Source organism: Streptomyces sp. HmicA12 (assembly GCF_000373565.1).
GTDB lineage: Bacteria > Actinomycetota > Actinomycetes > Streptomycetales > Streptomycetaceae > Streptomyces.
In genome coordinates this window covers 372,577-388,096 of record NZ_KB891798.1, presented here as the reverse complement: position 1 = coordinate 388,096, position 15,520 = coordinate 372,577, and the positions used below count along the sequence as shown (strand labels likewise).

The 15,520-nt window shown below is 71.8% G+C and carries 12 protein-coding genes; 8 read left to right on the top strand and 4 right to left on the bottom strand.

Annotated elements, in window-relative coordinates; all coding sequences use genetic code 11:
- The first annotated feature begins 51 nt into the window (after positions 1 to 51).
- The 3 genes from B072_RS0105565 (at position 52) to pgm (ending at position 3,638) form a co-directional block, all read left to right on the top strand.
- Positions 52 to 1,086, top strand: coding sequence for an aldo/keto reductase (locus tag B072_RS0105565; RefSeq protein WP_018528948.1), 1,035 nt, complete (start codon positions 52 to 54; stop codon positions 1,084 to 1,086).
- 63 nt (positions 1,087 to 1,149) lie between these two features.
- A complete protein-coding gene (locus tag B072_RS0105560; RefSeq protein ID WP_051127095.1) occupies positions 1,150 to 1,923 on the top strand; it encodes a Clp protease N-terminal domain-containing protein in 774 nt (257 codons plus the stop codon).
- A 92-nt stretch (positions 1,924 to 2,015) separates the two neighbouring features.
- On the top strand, positions 2,016 to 3,638 hold the full coding sequence (gene pgm, locus B072_RS0105555; protein WP_018528946.1) for a phosphoglucomutase (alpha-D-glucose-1,6-bisphosphate-dependent): 1,623 nt from the start codon (positions 2,016 to 2,018) through the stop codon (positions 3,636 to 3,638).
- On the opposite strand, the gene B072_RS42500 is transcribed toward pgm, so the two are convergent.
- Together B072_RS42500 and B072_RS0105545 are read right to left on the bottom strand one after the other, a co-directional pair.
- Positions 3,631 to 4,344, bottom strand: a complete 714-nt coding sequence (locus B072_RS42500; protein ID WP_018528945.1) for a phosphonatase-like hydrolase — start codon at positions 4,342 to 4,344, stop codon at positions 3,631 to 3,633. The two genes, pgm and B072_RS42500, sit on opposite strands and share 8 nt — an antisense overlap.
- On the bottom strand, positions 4,341 to 5,135 hold the full coding sequence (locus tag B072_RS0105545; protein WP_018528944.1) for a GntR family transcriptional regulator: 795 nt from the start codon (positions 5,133 to 5,135) through the stop codon (positions 4,341 to 4,343). The genes B072_RS42500 and B072_RS0105545 overlap by 4 nt, the downstream gene beginning before the upstream one ends.
- 127 nt (positions 5,136 to 5,262) lie before the next feature.
- On the opposite strand from B072_RS0105545, the gene B072_RS0105540 reads away from it, so the two are divergent.
- Entirely contained in the window at positions 5,263 to 6,438 is a 1,176-nt protein-coding gene (locus B072_RS0105540; RefSeq protein ID WP_051127094.1) for a TIGR03364 family FAD-dependent oxidoreductase, read from the top strand.
- 52 nt (positions 6,439 to 6,490) lie between these two features.
- Here the strand turns inward: B072_RS0105540 and B072_RS49570 are convergent, their stop codons facing one another.
- Positions 6,491 to 10,735: a S8 family serine peptidase gene (locus B072_RS49570; RefSeq protein WP_158689155.1), complete on the bottom strand. Its 4,245-nt coding sequence runs from the start codon at positions 10,733 to 10,735 to the stop codon at positions 6,491 to 6,493.
- A 91-nt stretch (positions 10,736 to 10,826) separates the two neighbouring features.
- Here B072_RS49570 and B072_RS0105530 point away from each other — a divergent pair, with 91 nt between their 5' ends.
- From B072_RS0105530 to B072_RS0105520, 3 genes are all read left to right on the top strand, one after another.
- Positions 10,827 to 11,777: a helix-turn-helix domain-containing protein gene (locus B072_RS0105530; RefSeq protein WP_043243422.1), complete on the top strand. Its 951-nt coding sequence runs from the start codon at positions 10,827 to 10,829 to the stop codon at positions 11,775 to 11,777.
- Between the two features lie 326 nt (positions 11,778 to 12,103).
- A complete protein-coding gene (gene asnB, locus B072_RS0105525; protein ID WP_018528940.1) occupies positions 12,104 to 13,945 on the top strand; it encodes an asparagine synthase (glutamine-hydrolyzing) in 1,842 nt (613 codons plus the stop codon).
- 126 nt (positions 13,946 to 14,071) lie between these two features.
- The gene (locus B072_RS0105520; RefSeq protein ID WP_018528939.1) at positions 14,072 to 14,461 is read left to right on the top strand and encodes a VOC family protein; all 390 of its coding nucleotides are present in this window, start codon (positions 14,072 to 14,074) and stop codon (positions 14,459 to 14,461) included.
- A gap of 45 nt (positions 14,462 to 14,506) precedes the next feature.
- On the opposite strand, the gene B072_RS45405 is transcribed toward B072_RS0105520, so the two are convergent.
- Positions 14,507 to 14,743, bottom strand: coding sequence for a hypothetical protein (locus B072_RS45405; protein ID WP_018528938.1), 237 nt, complete (start codon positions 14,741 to 14,743; stop codon positions 14,507 to 14,509).
- Positions 14,744 to 14,863: 120 nt separating this feature from the next.
- Between B072_RS45405 and B072_RS45400 the strand changes: the two genes are divergently transcribed.
- Positions 14,864 to 15,520, top strand: coding sequence for a peptidoglycan DD-metalloendopeptidase family protein (locus B072_RS45400; protein WP_018528937.1), 657 nt, complete (start codon positions 14,864 to 14,866; stop codon positions 15,518 to 15,520).

Here is a 15,520-nt window from a genome sequence, read left to right as displayed (position 1 = left end):
TCGTGCCACGCACTAACGGAACGGCAGTTCCTTTACGGCAAGGGGATCGACATGGAGTACCGACAGTTGGGGACGTCCGGCCTGAAGGTTCCGGCGCTGAGTTTCGGAGCCGGGACGTTCGGCGGGCGTGGACCGCTCTTCTCGGCCTGGGGCGACTCGGGCGTCGACGAGGCGCGGCGGATGGTGGACCTCAGCCTGGAGGCGGGGGTCACCCTGTTCGACACCGCCGACGTGTACAGCGACGGGGCGTCGGAGGAGGTGCTCGGCGCGGCCCTCAAGGGGCGCCGCGACCAGGCCCTGATATCCACGAAGGCCGCACTGCCGACCGGCGACGGGCCGTACGACGCCGGGGTCTCCCGCTCACGCCTGATCCGGTCCGTCGAGGCGGCACTGCGCCGCCTCGACACCGACTACATCGACCTCTTCCAGCTGCACGCCTACGACGCGAGCACCCCTGTCGAGGAGCTCCTCGCCACCCTGGACGACCTGGTGAAGGCGGGCAAGATCCGCTACACCGGCGTCTCCAACTACTCGGGCTGGCAGCTGATGAAGGGGCTGAGCGAGGCGGAGAAGCACGGGCGGCCGCGGTTCGCCGCGCACCAGGTCTACTACTCGTTGGTCGGCCGCGACTACGAGTGGGAACTGATGCCGCTCGGCCAGGATCAGGGAGTCGGCGCACTGGTGTGGAGTCCGCTCGGCTGGGGCCGGCTCACCGGGAAGATCCGGCGCGGACAGCCGCTGCCCGCGAACAGCAGGCTGCATCAGACCGCCCAGTTCGGGCCGCCGATCGAGGACGAGCACCTGTATCGGGTGGTGGACGCGCTCGACGACATCGCGAAGGAGACCGGGAAGGCGATCCCGCAGATCGCCCTCAACTGGCTGCTGCGCAGGCCCACCGTCTCCTCGGTGCTCATCGGCGCCCGCAACGAGGAGCAGCTCAGGCAGAACCTCGGCGCGGTGGGCTGGGAGCTCACCCCGGAGCAGGTGGCGAGGCTGGACGCGGCGAGCGAGGTGACGGCGCCGTACCCGTACTACCCGTACCGGATCCAGGACGGGTTCCGGCAGCTGAATCCGCCCCTGGTGTGAGCGGCGGGAACGGGGTGTCAACCGAAGGTTGACACCCTTCAACTGTCAACCTAGGGTTGCCTCATGACGAATCCAACGAACCCGACGGATCCCGCCAACCCGGTCGCCATGACCCCCTCCGTACGTCTCGACGACCTCATCGACGCCATCAAGAAGGTCCACAGCGACGCCCTCGACCAGCTCCAGGACGCGGTGCTCGCGGCGGACCACCTCGGCGACATCGCCGACCACCTCATCGGTCACTTCGTGGACCAGGCCCGCCGCTCCGGCGCCTCCTGGACCGACATCGGCAAGAGCATGGGCGTCACGCGCCAGGCCGCCCAGAAGCGCTTCGTGCCGAAGGGCTCGGAGAATGACCTGGACCCGAGTCAGGGCTTCAGCCGCTACACCCAGGGCTTCAGCCGCTACACACAGCGCGCCCGAAACGTGGTGGTGTCCGCGCAGCAGGAGTCCCACGCCGCGAAGAACACCACGATCACCACCGCGCACCTGGTCCTCGGGCTGCTGCACGAGCCGGAGAGCCTGGGCTGCCGGGCGATCCTCGCGCAGGACGTGCTCCTCGACACCGTGCGGCAGGAGGCGACAGCCCAACTCCCGGCGGCGGCCGACGAGAGCCCGGCCCTGATCCCGTTCGACGCGGACGCGAAGAAGGCCCTGGAGCTCACGTTCCGGGAGGCCCTGCGCCTCGGCCACAACTACATCGGAACCGAGCACATCCTGCTGGCGCTGCTGGAGCAGGAGAACGGCTCGGGGCTGCTCTCGGGCCTCGGCATCACCAAGGAGGCGTCCGAGTCGGACATCGCCGCCGCGCTCGAGGCACTGACGAGGAACGCCTGACTTACCGAAGAGCACGCACACAAGTCCGGAACCCACAGGAAACGGCAAGGTCGCCGACCGGGCCTCATGGACACAGGTGGGAAACTGCTCCCATGACTGACCGCTCAGGAACCCCCGCCCGGCCGGACGACCTCGTCGACATAGACGAACTGATCGACGCGTACTACTCGAGGGAGCCCGACGTCACACGCCCCGAGCAGCGTGTCGTCTTCGGCACGAGTGGCCACCGCGGCTCCAGCCTCGACGGCGCCTTCAACGCGAAGCACATCGCCGCGATCACGCAGGCCATCGTGGAGCACCGCACGGCCGAGGGCATCACGGGCCCGCTGTTCCTCGGCCCCGACACGCACGCCCTGTCCGGGCCCGCGCTGAAGACGGCGCTCGGGGTGCTCGCGGCACACGGCGTGCGGGTCATGGCCGACGCGCACGGCGACTTCGTGCCGACGCCGGCGCTCAGCCACGCGATCCTGCGCTGGAACCGCGGCGAGCCCGCGGACCGGGCCGACGGCATCGTGATCACGCCGAGCCACAACCCGCCGCGCGACGGCGGCTTCAAGTACAACCCGCCGCACGGCGGCCCCGCCGACTCGACGACGACGACGTGGATCGCCGCGCGGGCCAACGAGCTTCTGGAGGACGCGAGTTGGGCTCCGCTCTCCGGTGACGACACCGCCTGGGAGCCGTACGACTTCCGTGAGCGCTACGTCGAGGACCTCAAGGACATCGTCGACGTGGACGCCATCCGGTCGGCCGGCGTGCACATCGGCGCCGATCCGCTGGGCGGCGCCAGCGTCCACTACTGGTCGCGGATCGCCGAGCTGTACGGCCTCGACCTGACCGTCGTGAACCCGAAGACCGACCCGACCTGGCGCTTCATGACGCTCGACTGGGACGGCAAGATCCGGATGGATCCGTCCTCGGCACCCGCGATGGCCTCGGTCCTCGCGCGCCGCCACGACTACGACCTGCTGACCGGGAACGACGCGGACGCGGACCGGCACGGCATCGTCACGCCCGACGCGGGTCTGATGAACCCGAACCACTATCTCGCCGTCGCCATCCACTACCTGTTCAGCCACCGGCCGCAGTGGTCGGCGTCCGCGGCGATCGGCAAGACGCTCGTCTCCAGCGCCGTCATCGACCGGATCGCCGCCTCGCTCGGCCGCGAACTCGTCGAGGTCCCGGTCGGCTTCAAGTGGTTCGTGCCCGGGCTTGTCGACGGCTCGGTCGCGTTCGGCGGCGAGGAGAGCGCCGGAGCGAGCTTCGTCCGCAAGGACGGCGGCGTGTGGACGACCGACAAGGACGGCATCCTGCTCGCGCTGCTCGCCGCCGAGATCCTCGCGGTGACCGGGAAGACGCCGTCGGTCTACTACGCCGAACTCGCCGCCGAGCACGGCGCGTCGGGCGCCGCGTACGCACGCATCGACGCCAAGGCGACCAAGGAGCAGAAGGCCCGCCTGTCGAAGCTCACCGGTGACGCCATCACCGCGGACACCCTGGCGGGCGAGCCGATCACCGCCCGGCTCTCCGAGGCACCGGGCAACGGCGCGGCGATCGGTGGCGTGAAGGTCACCACCGAGAACGCGTGGTTCGCGGCGCGGCCCAGCGGCACGGAGGACGTGTACAAGATCTACGCGGAGTCGTTCCTCGGCGCCGAACACCTCGCGCAGGTGCAGAGCGAGGCGCAGGCGATCGTGGACGCGGCGCTCAGCTAGCGGGCACCGGCCCTGCGGTCTCCGGTCCGGTGGTCTCGGGGATGCCGGGGACGTCCGCCACACCGTTCAACACGTAGGTGTGCGGGTGGAGTTCGAGCTGCTCACGGGTCAGCTGGCCCGTGAGCACGCCCACGACGACACCCGCGCCCGCGTTCGTCCCGGCCTCCAGATCGACGACCGTGTCGCCCGCGACGAGCACCCCCCGCACATCCACGACGCCGCACTTCTCCATCGCGCGGTGGATCATGTACGGAGCGGGGCGGCCCCGGCGCACCTCGTCGGAGGTGACGACGGCGTCGAGGTTCCCGCCCTCGCCCGTGGACCAGCCGAGCGAATCGAGCAGCGGCAGCGCCACGTCGTCGCTGAAGCCGGTGGTGAGCGCGACCTTGATGCCGCGGGCGCGCAGCTCTTCAAGTGCCTTGTCGGCGTGGGCGATCGGCTGCGGCGGAACCTCCGCGTACCGCTGCTTCAGATACGTACGGAAGACCTCGTACTGCCGCTCGACGAGTTCCGCGTCGGGGTGCCCGCCACCGATACGCACGAGTGCGGCGATGGCCTCGCGCTTGTCGGTGCCCATCCAGGTCTGCAGATCGGCGGTGGCGACGGCGACGCCGGTCGACTCGACGGCGTGGCGCAGCGCCTCGTAGACGGCGCCGTGCTCGTCGATCGTCGTTCCTGCCATGTCGAAGACGGCGAGTTCGATCACTGGGTGTCCTTGGGTGTGGGGTGGGGCGCTGGGTCGTCGGTGCGGTCGCGGCCCGCGACGGTGCGGCCGCCGAGAGTGTTCTCGATGGTGAAGGTGGCCATGGACGGCAGATAGCGGTCGTCCGCGTACTCGACGGGCGTGCCGTCGCTCGTGTACGCCAACCGCCTCACCCGCAGCAGGGGTTGGCCGATGGCGACGTCGAGCAGTTCGGCGTCCTCGGGGTCCGCGGCGATGGCGTCGATGGTGTGGCGCGCGTGGTGCAGGTCGACGCCGCGCGCGATGAGGGCCTCGTAGACGGAGCCCGCGTCGGGGTCGACCGCGAACAGATGGGCGCCCGCGTCGAGGACGAACGTGGAGCGCTCGACCATCGCCGGTACGCCGTCCAGGTGCCGCAGCCGGACCAGGTCGACAACCGAGGCACCCTCGTCGAGCCCGAGGCGCGCGGCCGCTTCCGGGCTCGCGCGGCGCCGGGCGACCTCGACGGTGAACTGCCCCGGGGTGCGCCCGATGGAGCGCGCCCACTGCGTGAACGACATCAGTGAGGCGAACGGCTGCGACGGGGTGACCCTGCGGGCCACGGGCGGCCTGCCGCGCCCGCCGACGAGATGGCCTTCCGTGCGCAGCTGGGCCAGCGCCTGGCGCACCGGACCGCGTGACGTGCCGAACTCCTCGCACAGCTGCGCCTCGCTCGGCACGGGCTGCCCCTCGGGCCACTCCCCCGCTTCGATGCGGCGCCGGAACTCGGCGCCGAGCCGCTGGTGCAGCGGCCCGCTCTCCGTACTTGTCTTCACAACTTGAGTCTCGCAGCCACGAAGCACTGGGGACAAGGGCCTGCTCGGCACCGGGCCGGTAAACATCCGGGAAACTTGTATAGACAGCTCTTGTCGGACGAGGCGGGTGCTCCGCAGGCTTGACGGCATGAGCATCGCAACAGCACCTTCGCCCTCCGTCGCTCTGCCAGGCGGCCGCAGCGACCTCGTCGTGGTCGGCGCCGGCATCGTCGGACTCGCGCACGCCGTCGAGGCGGTGCGGCGCGGCCTGAGCGTCACGGTCGTCGAGCGGGACCGGCGTCCGGTGGGCGCGTCCGTGCGCAACTTCGGCCACTGCTGCATCACGGCACAGCAGGGCGATCTCCTCACCCTGGCCGAGCGGTCGCGCACCGGATGGCTGGACGCCGCCGCGCGGGCCGGACTGTGGGCCCCCGAGGCGGGCGCCCTGGTGGTGGCCCGGTCGGCGACGGAACTCGCGGTCCTGGAGGAGCTGCGGGACGAGCGCGGCACGGACGCGGTGCGGCTGCGCACCCGTGACGAGGTGGGGGATGCGCTCGGCCGGCCTGCCGACGAGCGGGACGACCTGGTGGGCGGCGCCCTGCTCCCCGCCGACCTGCGCGTCGACCCGCGCGAGGCGGCGCCCCGGCTCGCGGCCTGGCTCGCCGAGCAGCCGGGGGCGACGGTGCTGTGGGGCACGAACGTGACCGGTGTGGAGGAGGGCACCGTGCACACCGCGCGCGGCCCGGTCCACGGCGAGCAGGTCCTGCTCTGCGTCGGCCACGACCTGGACCGTCTGCACCCGGCCGAGGCGGAGGCGCACGGCATCGAGCGGTGCCGTCTGTCGATGGCGCGGATCGAGGCACCGGCCGCGTTCCGCACGGACGCGGCGATCCTCACGGCGACGTCGATGCTGCGCTACGACGCGTTCACGGCGACACCGTCCGCCGCCCGGCTGCGGTCCGAAGTGGTCGGACACAGCCCGGAGTTGCTCGACGTGGTGGCCAATGTGATGTTCACGCGGCTGCCCGACGGCACGGTCCTCGTCGGTGACTCGCACGCGTACGACGCGACGGAGATCCCGTTCCAGGACGAGGCGACGTCGACGCTGTTGCTGCGCGAGGCGGCGCGGGTCCTCGGGGTGTCCGAGGTGCGGGTCACCGAGCGCTGGCAGGGCGTCTACGCGAGCAGCCCCCGCGGCCCGCTGCTCGTCCGCGACGTCGCCGCGGGTGTCCGGGCGATCTCGGTGACCTCCGGAGTCGGGATGACGCTCTCCTTCGGTCTGGCGGCCGCGACCTTCGACGGAGCTCTGAAGGTCACGGCCTGACCGGAGAAATGAGGAAGGGGCCCCTCCCCTCGCATGGGGCCCCTTCCCCGGCTCACTTCAGTGCCAGCCGGTGCACACCGCCCAGCTGCGTGCCGACGTACAGGCCGCGCCCGTCAGGAGAGGCGGCCAGGGACAGGACGTCGGTGTTCTGCAGCGTCCCCGAGACGTTGTGCCAGGTGCGGCCGCCGTCCGTGGACCTCAGAACTCCCCTTGCCCCGTGAGGGACTTCGCCAGGCACCCAGCGTCCCGTGGTTCCCGCGTACCAGTCGCCGCCCGCCTCGACGATGCCGGAGACCTGGATGCGCAGACCGCCGTGGTCGGCGGTGTGGAAGGTGCGGCCGCCGTCGGAGGACCAGCGCAGGCTCGCGCCGCCGACGATCAGCCGGGAGCCCTCGACGCCCAGTGCGCACACGGCGCCGTCGGCCGCCTTCGTCAGGGTCTTGCCCAGGTCGTCCGAGGAGGACAGGCCGCCGTACCCGCCGAGCCAGAGCCGCCCCTCGCGGCGCGGGTCGAAGGCCAGCGCGCGGTACTCGTCGTTCTTGCGCAGGCTCTTCCAGTGGGCGCCGTCGTCGGTCGTCGTGTAGACGCCGGGTCCGTCGATGCGGGCGTAGGAGACGGCGACGCGCTCGGGGTCGCGGGGATCGACGGCCAGCGCCAGGGCGGTCCCGTCGAGCTGTCCCTTGTCCTGCCAGGTGCGGCCGCCGTCATCGCTCCGCTGCACGGCCAGCCCGGACAGGCTCTCGAAGGTCCGCCACACGATCTTGCTGTCGCGGGCGTACGCCTGGATCGTCGTCACCTGGGTCCCGGTGGTGCCTTCGTGCTCACCGGCGCCCCACTCGGGCGACGCGGCGGGCAGCGCGGTGCGGTACATGCCGACGCCGGTTCCCGCGAGCAGGGAGCCGTCGGCCACGGCGAGCGCGGGCACGCTCTCGCCCTGCACGCCGATGCGCCGCTGCCCCGAACTCCCCGGCCCGCCGCGGTAGATGCCCGCCGAGGCGGCGCTGACGGTGTAGCTGCCGTCGGCCCAGCGGTCGTAGTCGTACACGACCGTGGCCGGGTTCGGCTTACCGATGTCCCGCCAGGTGGCGCCGGCGTCCTCGGTGACGCGGGTCGTCCCGTCGGAGCCGTCGAAGAGGACTTCGCCGCGGCTGACGGAGACGATGCCGCGTCCGGAGCCCTGACCCGCGCCCCAGCTGCGGCCGCCGTCGTCGCTGATGAACAGGCCACCGCCCTTGCCGAGGATCTGCACGGCGACCAGCGGTCCGTCGGCGGCGAACCCCGCGAGCGCCTGGCTGCCGTCGCCTGCCGCCGCGTAGATCCGCTCGGCCTTCACCGGTCCGCCGCCGGCCAGGCCGCGCACGGCCCACACCTCACGGCCGATCCAGGCGTACAGGTCGTCACCGCCCATGGCGATCTTCAGGACGCCGTCGGGCAGCCCGAGCTCCTCCGCGAGCCAGCTGTCCCCGTGGTCGCGGCTGACGAGGAGGGCACCTTCGTCGGTCTGGGCTACGAGCACGCGGGTGTCCGCGTCACTGACCAGGTTCCTGTAGGAAAGGTCGGGGGCGTTCAGACGGTCCCAGGTGCGCCCGCGGTCGGTGGTCCGCAGGATGCCTCCGTTGCCCACGGACCAGGAGAACGCCTGCATCGCCGACCACCAGCGGTCGGGGTCGTGGGCGTCGATCACGACCGAGGGCTCGGTGGTCGCGGCGCCCATGAACGGGGTGCGGCCGCGCTCCGTCCAGGTCCGGCCCGCGTCGGTGGTGAGCCACGCGCCCGGCTTGCCGTACTGCGTCATGACGGCCTGCTCGGGCGCGCCGGATGCGAGGGTGACCCGTCCGTCGGCGCTGTTGGGCCCGACGGGCTGCCACTTCGTGCCCTGCGCGTCCGCCGCGGTGACCTCGAACCCGCCGGTGCCGTACTGGCGTTGGCCGCCGGCCGCCTTCGCCCGCGCCGTCAGACGGTAGGTGCCGGGGTCGGGGCCTGCCAGATCGACGCTGAAGTAGTGCGGGTCGCCGGTCGCCCGCGTCGCCTTCGTGTACGTCCGCCCCTTCGGCGGGTCCACGGTGAGGACGGGCGGCGCGGTGAGCGCGGTGGGCGTGTAGACGTACGCGGTGCTCTCGCCGGCCGACGGGTCGGGGGTCGCGTCGACGTACAGCGGGATCGCTTCCAGCAGGTACGGCACCGTCAGCAGGGTGCGCCCACGGTCCGTGACGCTGACCGCGCCGGAGAAGTGCACGGTCGTGTCGGGGCGTCGGGCGTCCACGGTGAGCCGCACGGTCGCGGTACCGCCCGCGCGGACGGTGACCCGGCGCGGGCTGACGCGCGCCGCGTCGCCGTCGACGGAGACGGTGCCGCTCACGGTGCGCTTCGAGGTGTTGTGGAGGGTGACGGTACGCGAGCCGGTGACGCGGGAGCCGCCCATGTCGGCGAGGCCGAGCGAGACGGTGGCCGGAGCCGCGGTGAGCGTGGCGTCGGCCGCGGCGGCGACGTCGACGCGGCCCGCGCCCTGGGCGATGGTGTCGACTCCCGCGAGGCGGTGGGCCGTTCCGGTCAGGTCGGCGCCGATCTGCGCCGGCGTGCGGTCGGGGCGGAGCTGGCGCAGCAGCGCGGCGGAGCCCGCGACGAGCGGTGAGGCCATCGAGGTGCCGGACATGCGCCAGGCGCCGGAGGCCACCATGGACGTCGGCACGGTCGAGCGGATCTCCACGCCGGGGGCGACGAGATCGGGCTTCAGGTTCAGGTTCTGGTCCGGGCCGCGCGAGGAGAACGAGGCGATCTCGTCGCTGGAGTCGCGGCCGGACAGGGTCAGCTCCTTGTCCTGGGTGGCGAGTTCGGCGAGTTCCTGGCCCTGGATGCGGTCGACGCCGGTGACGACGAGACGGTCCATGCGCAGGTCGCCGCCCGAGCCGGTCAGGCGCCGTCCGCTGTCCGCGGGGACGGGGGCGCCGTCGCCGGGCTCGGCCGCGACGACGGGTCCGCCGCCGCCTCCGACGCCCCCGATCAGCGCGAGCGCGCCACGCTTCTCGGCCTCGTCGTACACGGCGAGGTCCTCCGGGTAGACGGAGTCGCTCTCGGTGCCGGCGGCCGGCAGGGCGTACAGGAGGATCTTGCCGCGTACGTCACCGGCCCGCTCCCAGTCCTCGGCGCTGCCCGTGCCGATGTCGACGAGCGCGCCGGTCACCGGCTTCCCGGGCGGGTTCGCGGAGACGAGGCCCCGGTACGTCTCCAGCGTCTCGCGCTGTCCGGCGAGGCGGAGTTCGGGGACGGCGATACCGCTCGTGCCGGCGCCGACCGCGAGGACGCCGCGGGCCGCAGCGGGAGAACCGACGCTGTACGGGCTCGGCCCGTCGTTGCCCGCGGCGGCGACGACCACGACGCCCGCGTCGACGGCGGCGCTCGCGGCGCGGCCGAGCGGGTCGGTGCCGTCGCCGGGGCCGCCGACGCTGAGGTTGATGACGTCGGCGCGGTGCGGGTTGGCCGGGTCGATGGCGGCCTCGATGCCCGCGACGATCGTGGAGGTCTCGCCGTAGCCGTCGGCGTCCATCACCTTGTACGCGAGGAGGTCGGCGTCCGGGGCAGCGCCGGTCACGCCGCCGGGGCGGGCGGCCTTGGCCGCGACGATCCCGGCGACGTGGGTGCCGTGGCCGTTGTCGTCCGTCGGGTCGTCGTCGCCGTTGACGAAGTCGTGGCCGCCGACGACCTTGTGGCCTTCGCCGAGACCGCCGCCGAGGTCGGGGTGCGTGTAGTCCACTCCGGAGTCGACGACGGCGACGGTGACGCCCTTGCCGGTGGCTTTCGTGCCGCCGGGCGCGGAGCGCTCCCACACCGCGGGCAGCCGGATGAGCTCCTGCTCCGGTGCCGCCTCGACGGCCTGCACCTTCATCCGCGTGTCGGGGACGACGGCGCGGACCCCGGGCAGGGCGCGCAGCCGGGACAGCGCGTCCTGGTCGACGGTCATCGCGACCGCGTTGAGCACAAGTCCCATGCGGCGTACGGACTTCGGGGCCGCGCCGGCGTCGCGTGCCTCCTCGACGACGACGTCCTGGCGGTCGTCGATCCGTTCGCGCGCCGCGCGGACGTCGGCGGTCCGTGCGTCGCGGGCGGCACCCGGCGGTGCCTGGAGGGCGGTGGCGCCGTCGAGTTCGACGATCACGCGGGTGCGCGCGGCGGTCGCGGCGGCCTGTGCGACGGGGGTCGCCGACAGCAGGCCGCCGAGCACGGCGGCGGTCAGCACGGCGTGCAGAGGTCTTCGCACGCCGTGCCGGGTGAGACGGGTGAGTCGTATGTGATTGCCCATGAGGGGACTTGGTAGTCGGGCGGACGAGCCCCGCACAACGAATCCCGGCGGCCCATTGCTGCCGGTGGCACACATGGGCCAGGATCCCGGCATGACCGAACAGCTCTCCGCCGTCGGGGTCGACGCCTTCGACGAGGGCGTCTACCGTGCCCTGCTCGCCCGCGACGCGGCCTCCCCCGGGCAGCTCGCCGACGAACTCGCGTGCTCCGCGGACCGGGTGGGCCGCGCGCTCCACCGACTGCACGACCTGGGTCTGGTGGGACGGCTGTCCGGAGCGCGCCGGAGGTACGCGGCGATCGACCCCGAGCACGCCGTGGACGCGCTGATCCGTACCCGCGCGGCCGAGCTCGACCGGGTCCGGTCCACCGCGGCGGAACTGTCCCGGCTCTTCACCGCGGGCCGGCACGGCAGCGGTGAGGAGGTGGAGATCGTGCACGGCAGCGAGGCGCTGGGCCGCTGGTTCGTGCGCCTGCAGCAGGAGGCCCGCGACGAAGTCCGCGCCCTCGACCGGCCGCCCTACGCGCTGACGACCGCGAACCCCGTCGAGGAGACCGGGCTCGCCGAGGGCCTGACCTATCGGGCGGTGTACGCGCCCGAGGCGCTGGAGTGGCCGGGCGTCCTCGACGACATCCGCCGTCTGGTCGGGCTCGGCGAGCAGGCCCGAGTGCTGCCGGGGCTGCGGGTGAAGGTGGCGATCGCCGACGACCGGGTGGCGCTGATGCCGCTCTCGCTGGATCTGTCGTCCGAGGTGCGGGCCGCGGTGATCCGTCCGTCGGCGCTGCTGGACGTCCTCATCGACCACTGGGAGCTGTGCTGGCGCCTCGCCGAGCCGCTCGACGCACCCGCAGAGGGCCCGCTCGACGCCGAGGACCGGCTGATGCTGTCGCTTCTGGTGAGCGGGTTGAAGGACGAGGCGATCGCCCGGCAGCTGGGGTGGTCGGTGCGCACGATGCGCCGCCGCACCAGCCGGCTGCACCAGCTCCTCGGCGCGGCCAACCGGTTCCAGGCGGGCGTGATCGCGCAGCGGCGCGGCTGGATCTGAGCCGGGATCCGAGGGTTGATCAAATCTTTGCCGATGGCTGAATCATTCTGGTCGCCCGAGGCAACTTCCCGCAAAGGGCCCACCGCCTGGGGGATTTGCGAAGGGGATCACTCCGATTCACCCCTGCCCATACGGCCGAAACCACACCGCTCGCCAACTCGGGCGTGTTACGGCCGCATTGACCCGACCTGCCGCCATGACACACGCTCGACACATAGATGCCGTGTGCAACCGGTTCGGCGCCGATGGCACCCGCACCTGCCTTCTCGCAGGTCACAGCGGCCTTACCGGTGGCACGGCGGAACGGCAAGCAGGAGGTAAGCGTTATGTGTGGCATCACCGGCTGGGTCTCCTTCGACCGTGACCTGCGGGCCTCGTGCGACGCATTGGATGCGATGACACAGACCATGGAGTGCCGCGGCCCGGACGACCGCGGCACCTGGATCGACGGGCCGGCGGCACTGGGCCACCGTCGGCTCGCCATCATCGACCTGCCGGGCGGCCGACAGCCGATGACCGTGGAGACGCCGCGTGGCACGGTCGCGATGGTGTACTCCGGCGAGACCTACAACTACACCGAGCTCCGAGCCGAACTGGCCGCCAAGGGGCACGAGTTCAGGACCGACTCGGACACCGAGGTGGTGCTGCGCGGCTACCTGGAGTGGGGCGAGGAGCTGCCCGAGCGGCTCAACGGCATGTACGCGTTCGCCCTCTGGGACGGACGCGTCGACAAGCTCGTCATGATCCGCGACCGGATGGGCATCAAGCCCTTCTACTTCTACGAGACCGCGGACGGCGTCCTGTTCGGCTCCGAGCCCAAGGCGATCCTCGCCAATCCGCTCGCCCGGGGCCGGGTCACCCTGGACGGACTGCGCGAGCTCTTCACATTCGTGAAGACTCCGGGCCACGCGGTGTGGGACGGCATGCACGAGGTCGAGCCCGGCACGATCGTGACCGTCGACCGGTCCGGGCTGCGCAGCCGCGCGTACTGGACCCTGGAGACGAAGGCGCACACCGACGACCGGGACACCACCATCGCCACGGTGCGTGAGCTGCTCGACGACATCGTGCGCCGCCAGCTGGTCTCGGACGTACCGCGCTGCACCCTGCTCTCCGGCGGTCTGGACTCCTCGGCGATGACGGCGATCGCGGCCCGGCAGCTGGCCGGGCGAGGAGAGACGGTGCGCAGCTTCGCGGTCGACTTCCTCGGCCAGGCCGAGAACTTCGTCGCCGACGAGCTGCGCGGCACGCCGGACACCCCGTTCGTGCACGACGTGGCCCGCTCCTCCGGGACCGACCACCGCGACATCGTCCTCGACTCGAACGCGCTGGCCGACCCCGAGGTGCGCGCCCGGGTGATCCGGGCCCGCGACATCCCGGCGGGCTTCGGCGACATGGACGCCTCGCTGTACCTGCTGTTCAAGGCGATCCGCGAACACTCGACGGTCGCACTGTCCGGCGAGTCGGCGGACGAGGTGTTCGGCGGCTACCTGCAGTTCTTCGACGAGGAGGCCCGCGCGGCCGACACGTTCCCGTGGCTGGTACGGATGGGCCGGCACTTCGGGGACGACGCCGACGTGCTCCGCCCCGACCTCGGCAAGCGGCTCGACCTGGAGGGCTATGTCGCCGACAGCTACGCGAGTGCCGTGCGCGGCATCCGGCGGCTCGACGGGGAGAGCGACTTCGAGTACCGGATGCGGCGGATCTGCCATCTGCACCTGACACGGTTCGTGCGCGTCCTGCTCGACCGCAAGGACCGGGCGAGTATGGCGGTGGGCCTGGAGGTGCGGGTGCCGTTCTGCGACCACCGGCTCGTCGAGTACGTGTACAACACGCCGTGGGCCCTGAAGTCCTTCGACGGCCGCGAGAAGAGCCTGCTGCGGGAGGCGACGGCCGACGTGCTGCCGAAGTCGGTGTACGACCGGGTGAAGAGCCCCTACCCGTCGACGCAGGACCCGAAGTACGCGGTGGCGCTCCAGGACCACGCCAAGGACCTGCTGTCCCGCCCCTCGCACCGGGTCTTCGACCTCGTCGACCGGGACCGGGTGCACCGGGCCGCGCACCGCGAGGCCCCGCAGATCACCCAGGCGTCGCGGCGCGGACTGGAGCGCACGCTCGACCTGGCGCTCTGGCTGGAGATGTACGAGCCGGAGCTGGCGCTGGACTGACCCCCGGCCGACGAAGGGCTGGTCCGGCTCCCGGGAATGTGCCTATACTCCCGGCCGCATCGCGTGTCGGTCACCGTCCGGGTGAGACATGGAGGTGCCGGAGTTGCCTTCTGGAGGCAATCCATCGTGGCTGTTCAGCTCAATCACACCATCGTCCACGCCCGGGACAACCGGGAGTCCGCCGAGTTCCTGGCGCACATCCTCGGACTCGAGGCCGGGGCGGAATGGGGCCCCTTCGTCGCCCTCGAACTCAGCAACGGCGTCACCCTGGACTTCGCATCCATTCCCGCCGAGTCGATCGTGACGCAGCACTACGCCTTCCTCGTCACCGAGGAGGAGTTCGACGGCGTGTTCCAGCGCATCAAGGACGCCGGAATCACGTACTACGCCGACCCGCACGGCAAGCAGCCGGGCGAGATCAACCACCACGACGGTGGTCGGGGCGTGTACTTCATGGATCCGGTGAATCACGGCATGGAGGTCATCACCCGCCCCTACGGGAGCGGTGCGAACTGAACCACCCCGGTGGGGTCGCGCTCCGGCGCGGCCCCGCCGTTCTCGTCAGCCGAAGTCCACCACGTGCAGGACGAGGAACACCGTGCCGACGACGACCGCCGTCGCCCCCAGCGCCCCCAGCCCCAGCGCCGTCCTTCGAGCAGGACGACAGACGAGCTCCGCATCCTCCGCGCGGACCGTCGCCGAACACGGCAACGCCGCAAGACCGTAAGTCACCAGACCCGCCATGTTGAGCGTCAGGCCGAGTCCGAGCCACGTCACACCCGCGGACATAAAGGACATACACAAGATTCTGCGGCCGAATCGTCGAACCCGCTATCCCAGGGGCCCGGCGGATTCCCCCGGACCTGTCGCGGGTGTCAGCCACATGCGTGACGCGCGGCGCGCCGGTACAACGGAATCATGAGCAACGGAACCTGGGGCATGCCCGTCGACAAGGGACGCGTCAGCGCCAAGTACCGCCAGCCCGGATCCTGGGCGGCGGGTTTCCACACGGGCGTCGACTTCGCGGTCCCGACCGGCACCCCCGTCAAGAGCGTGGGCCCCGGCGCCGTGGTGGTGGCCGGGAACCAGGGCGCGTACGGCAACGCGGTGATCGTGAAGATGGACGACGGCCGTTTCACGCTGTACGCCCATCTCACCTCGCTCGACGTGCGCACCGGCCAGTCCGTGACCGGCGGCCAGCGCCTCGGCCTCTCCGGGGCGACCGGCAACGTCACCGGGCCGCACCTGCACTTCGAGGCCCGCACCCGCAACGAGTACAACGGGCACACCGACCCGCTGGCGTATCTCGCCGGGCACGGCGTCGGCAAGACCGGCGCGAAGAAGGCGACGGCGAAGAAGGCGGCGCCCCGCAAGGCCGCCACGACGCGCACGGCGAGCGCCCGCAAGACCGCCGCCCCGGCGTCGTACACGGTCCGTGCGGGCGACACGCTGTCCGGGATCGCGCAGTCGAAGCTGGGCAGCGCGGGCCGCTACGGCGAGATCGCGAAGCTCAACGGGATCGCGAACCCGAACCTGATCCAGGCCGGGCAGAAGCTCAAGCTGCCCGCCAGGTAG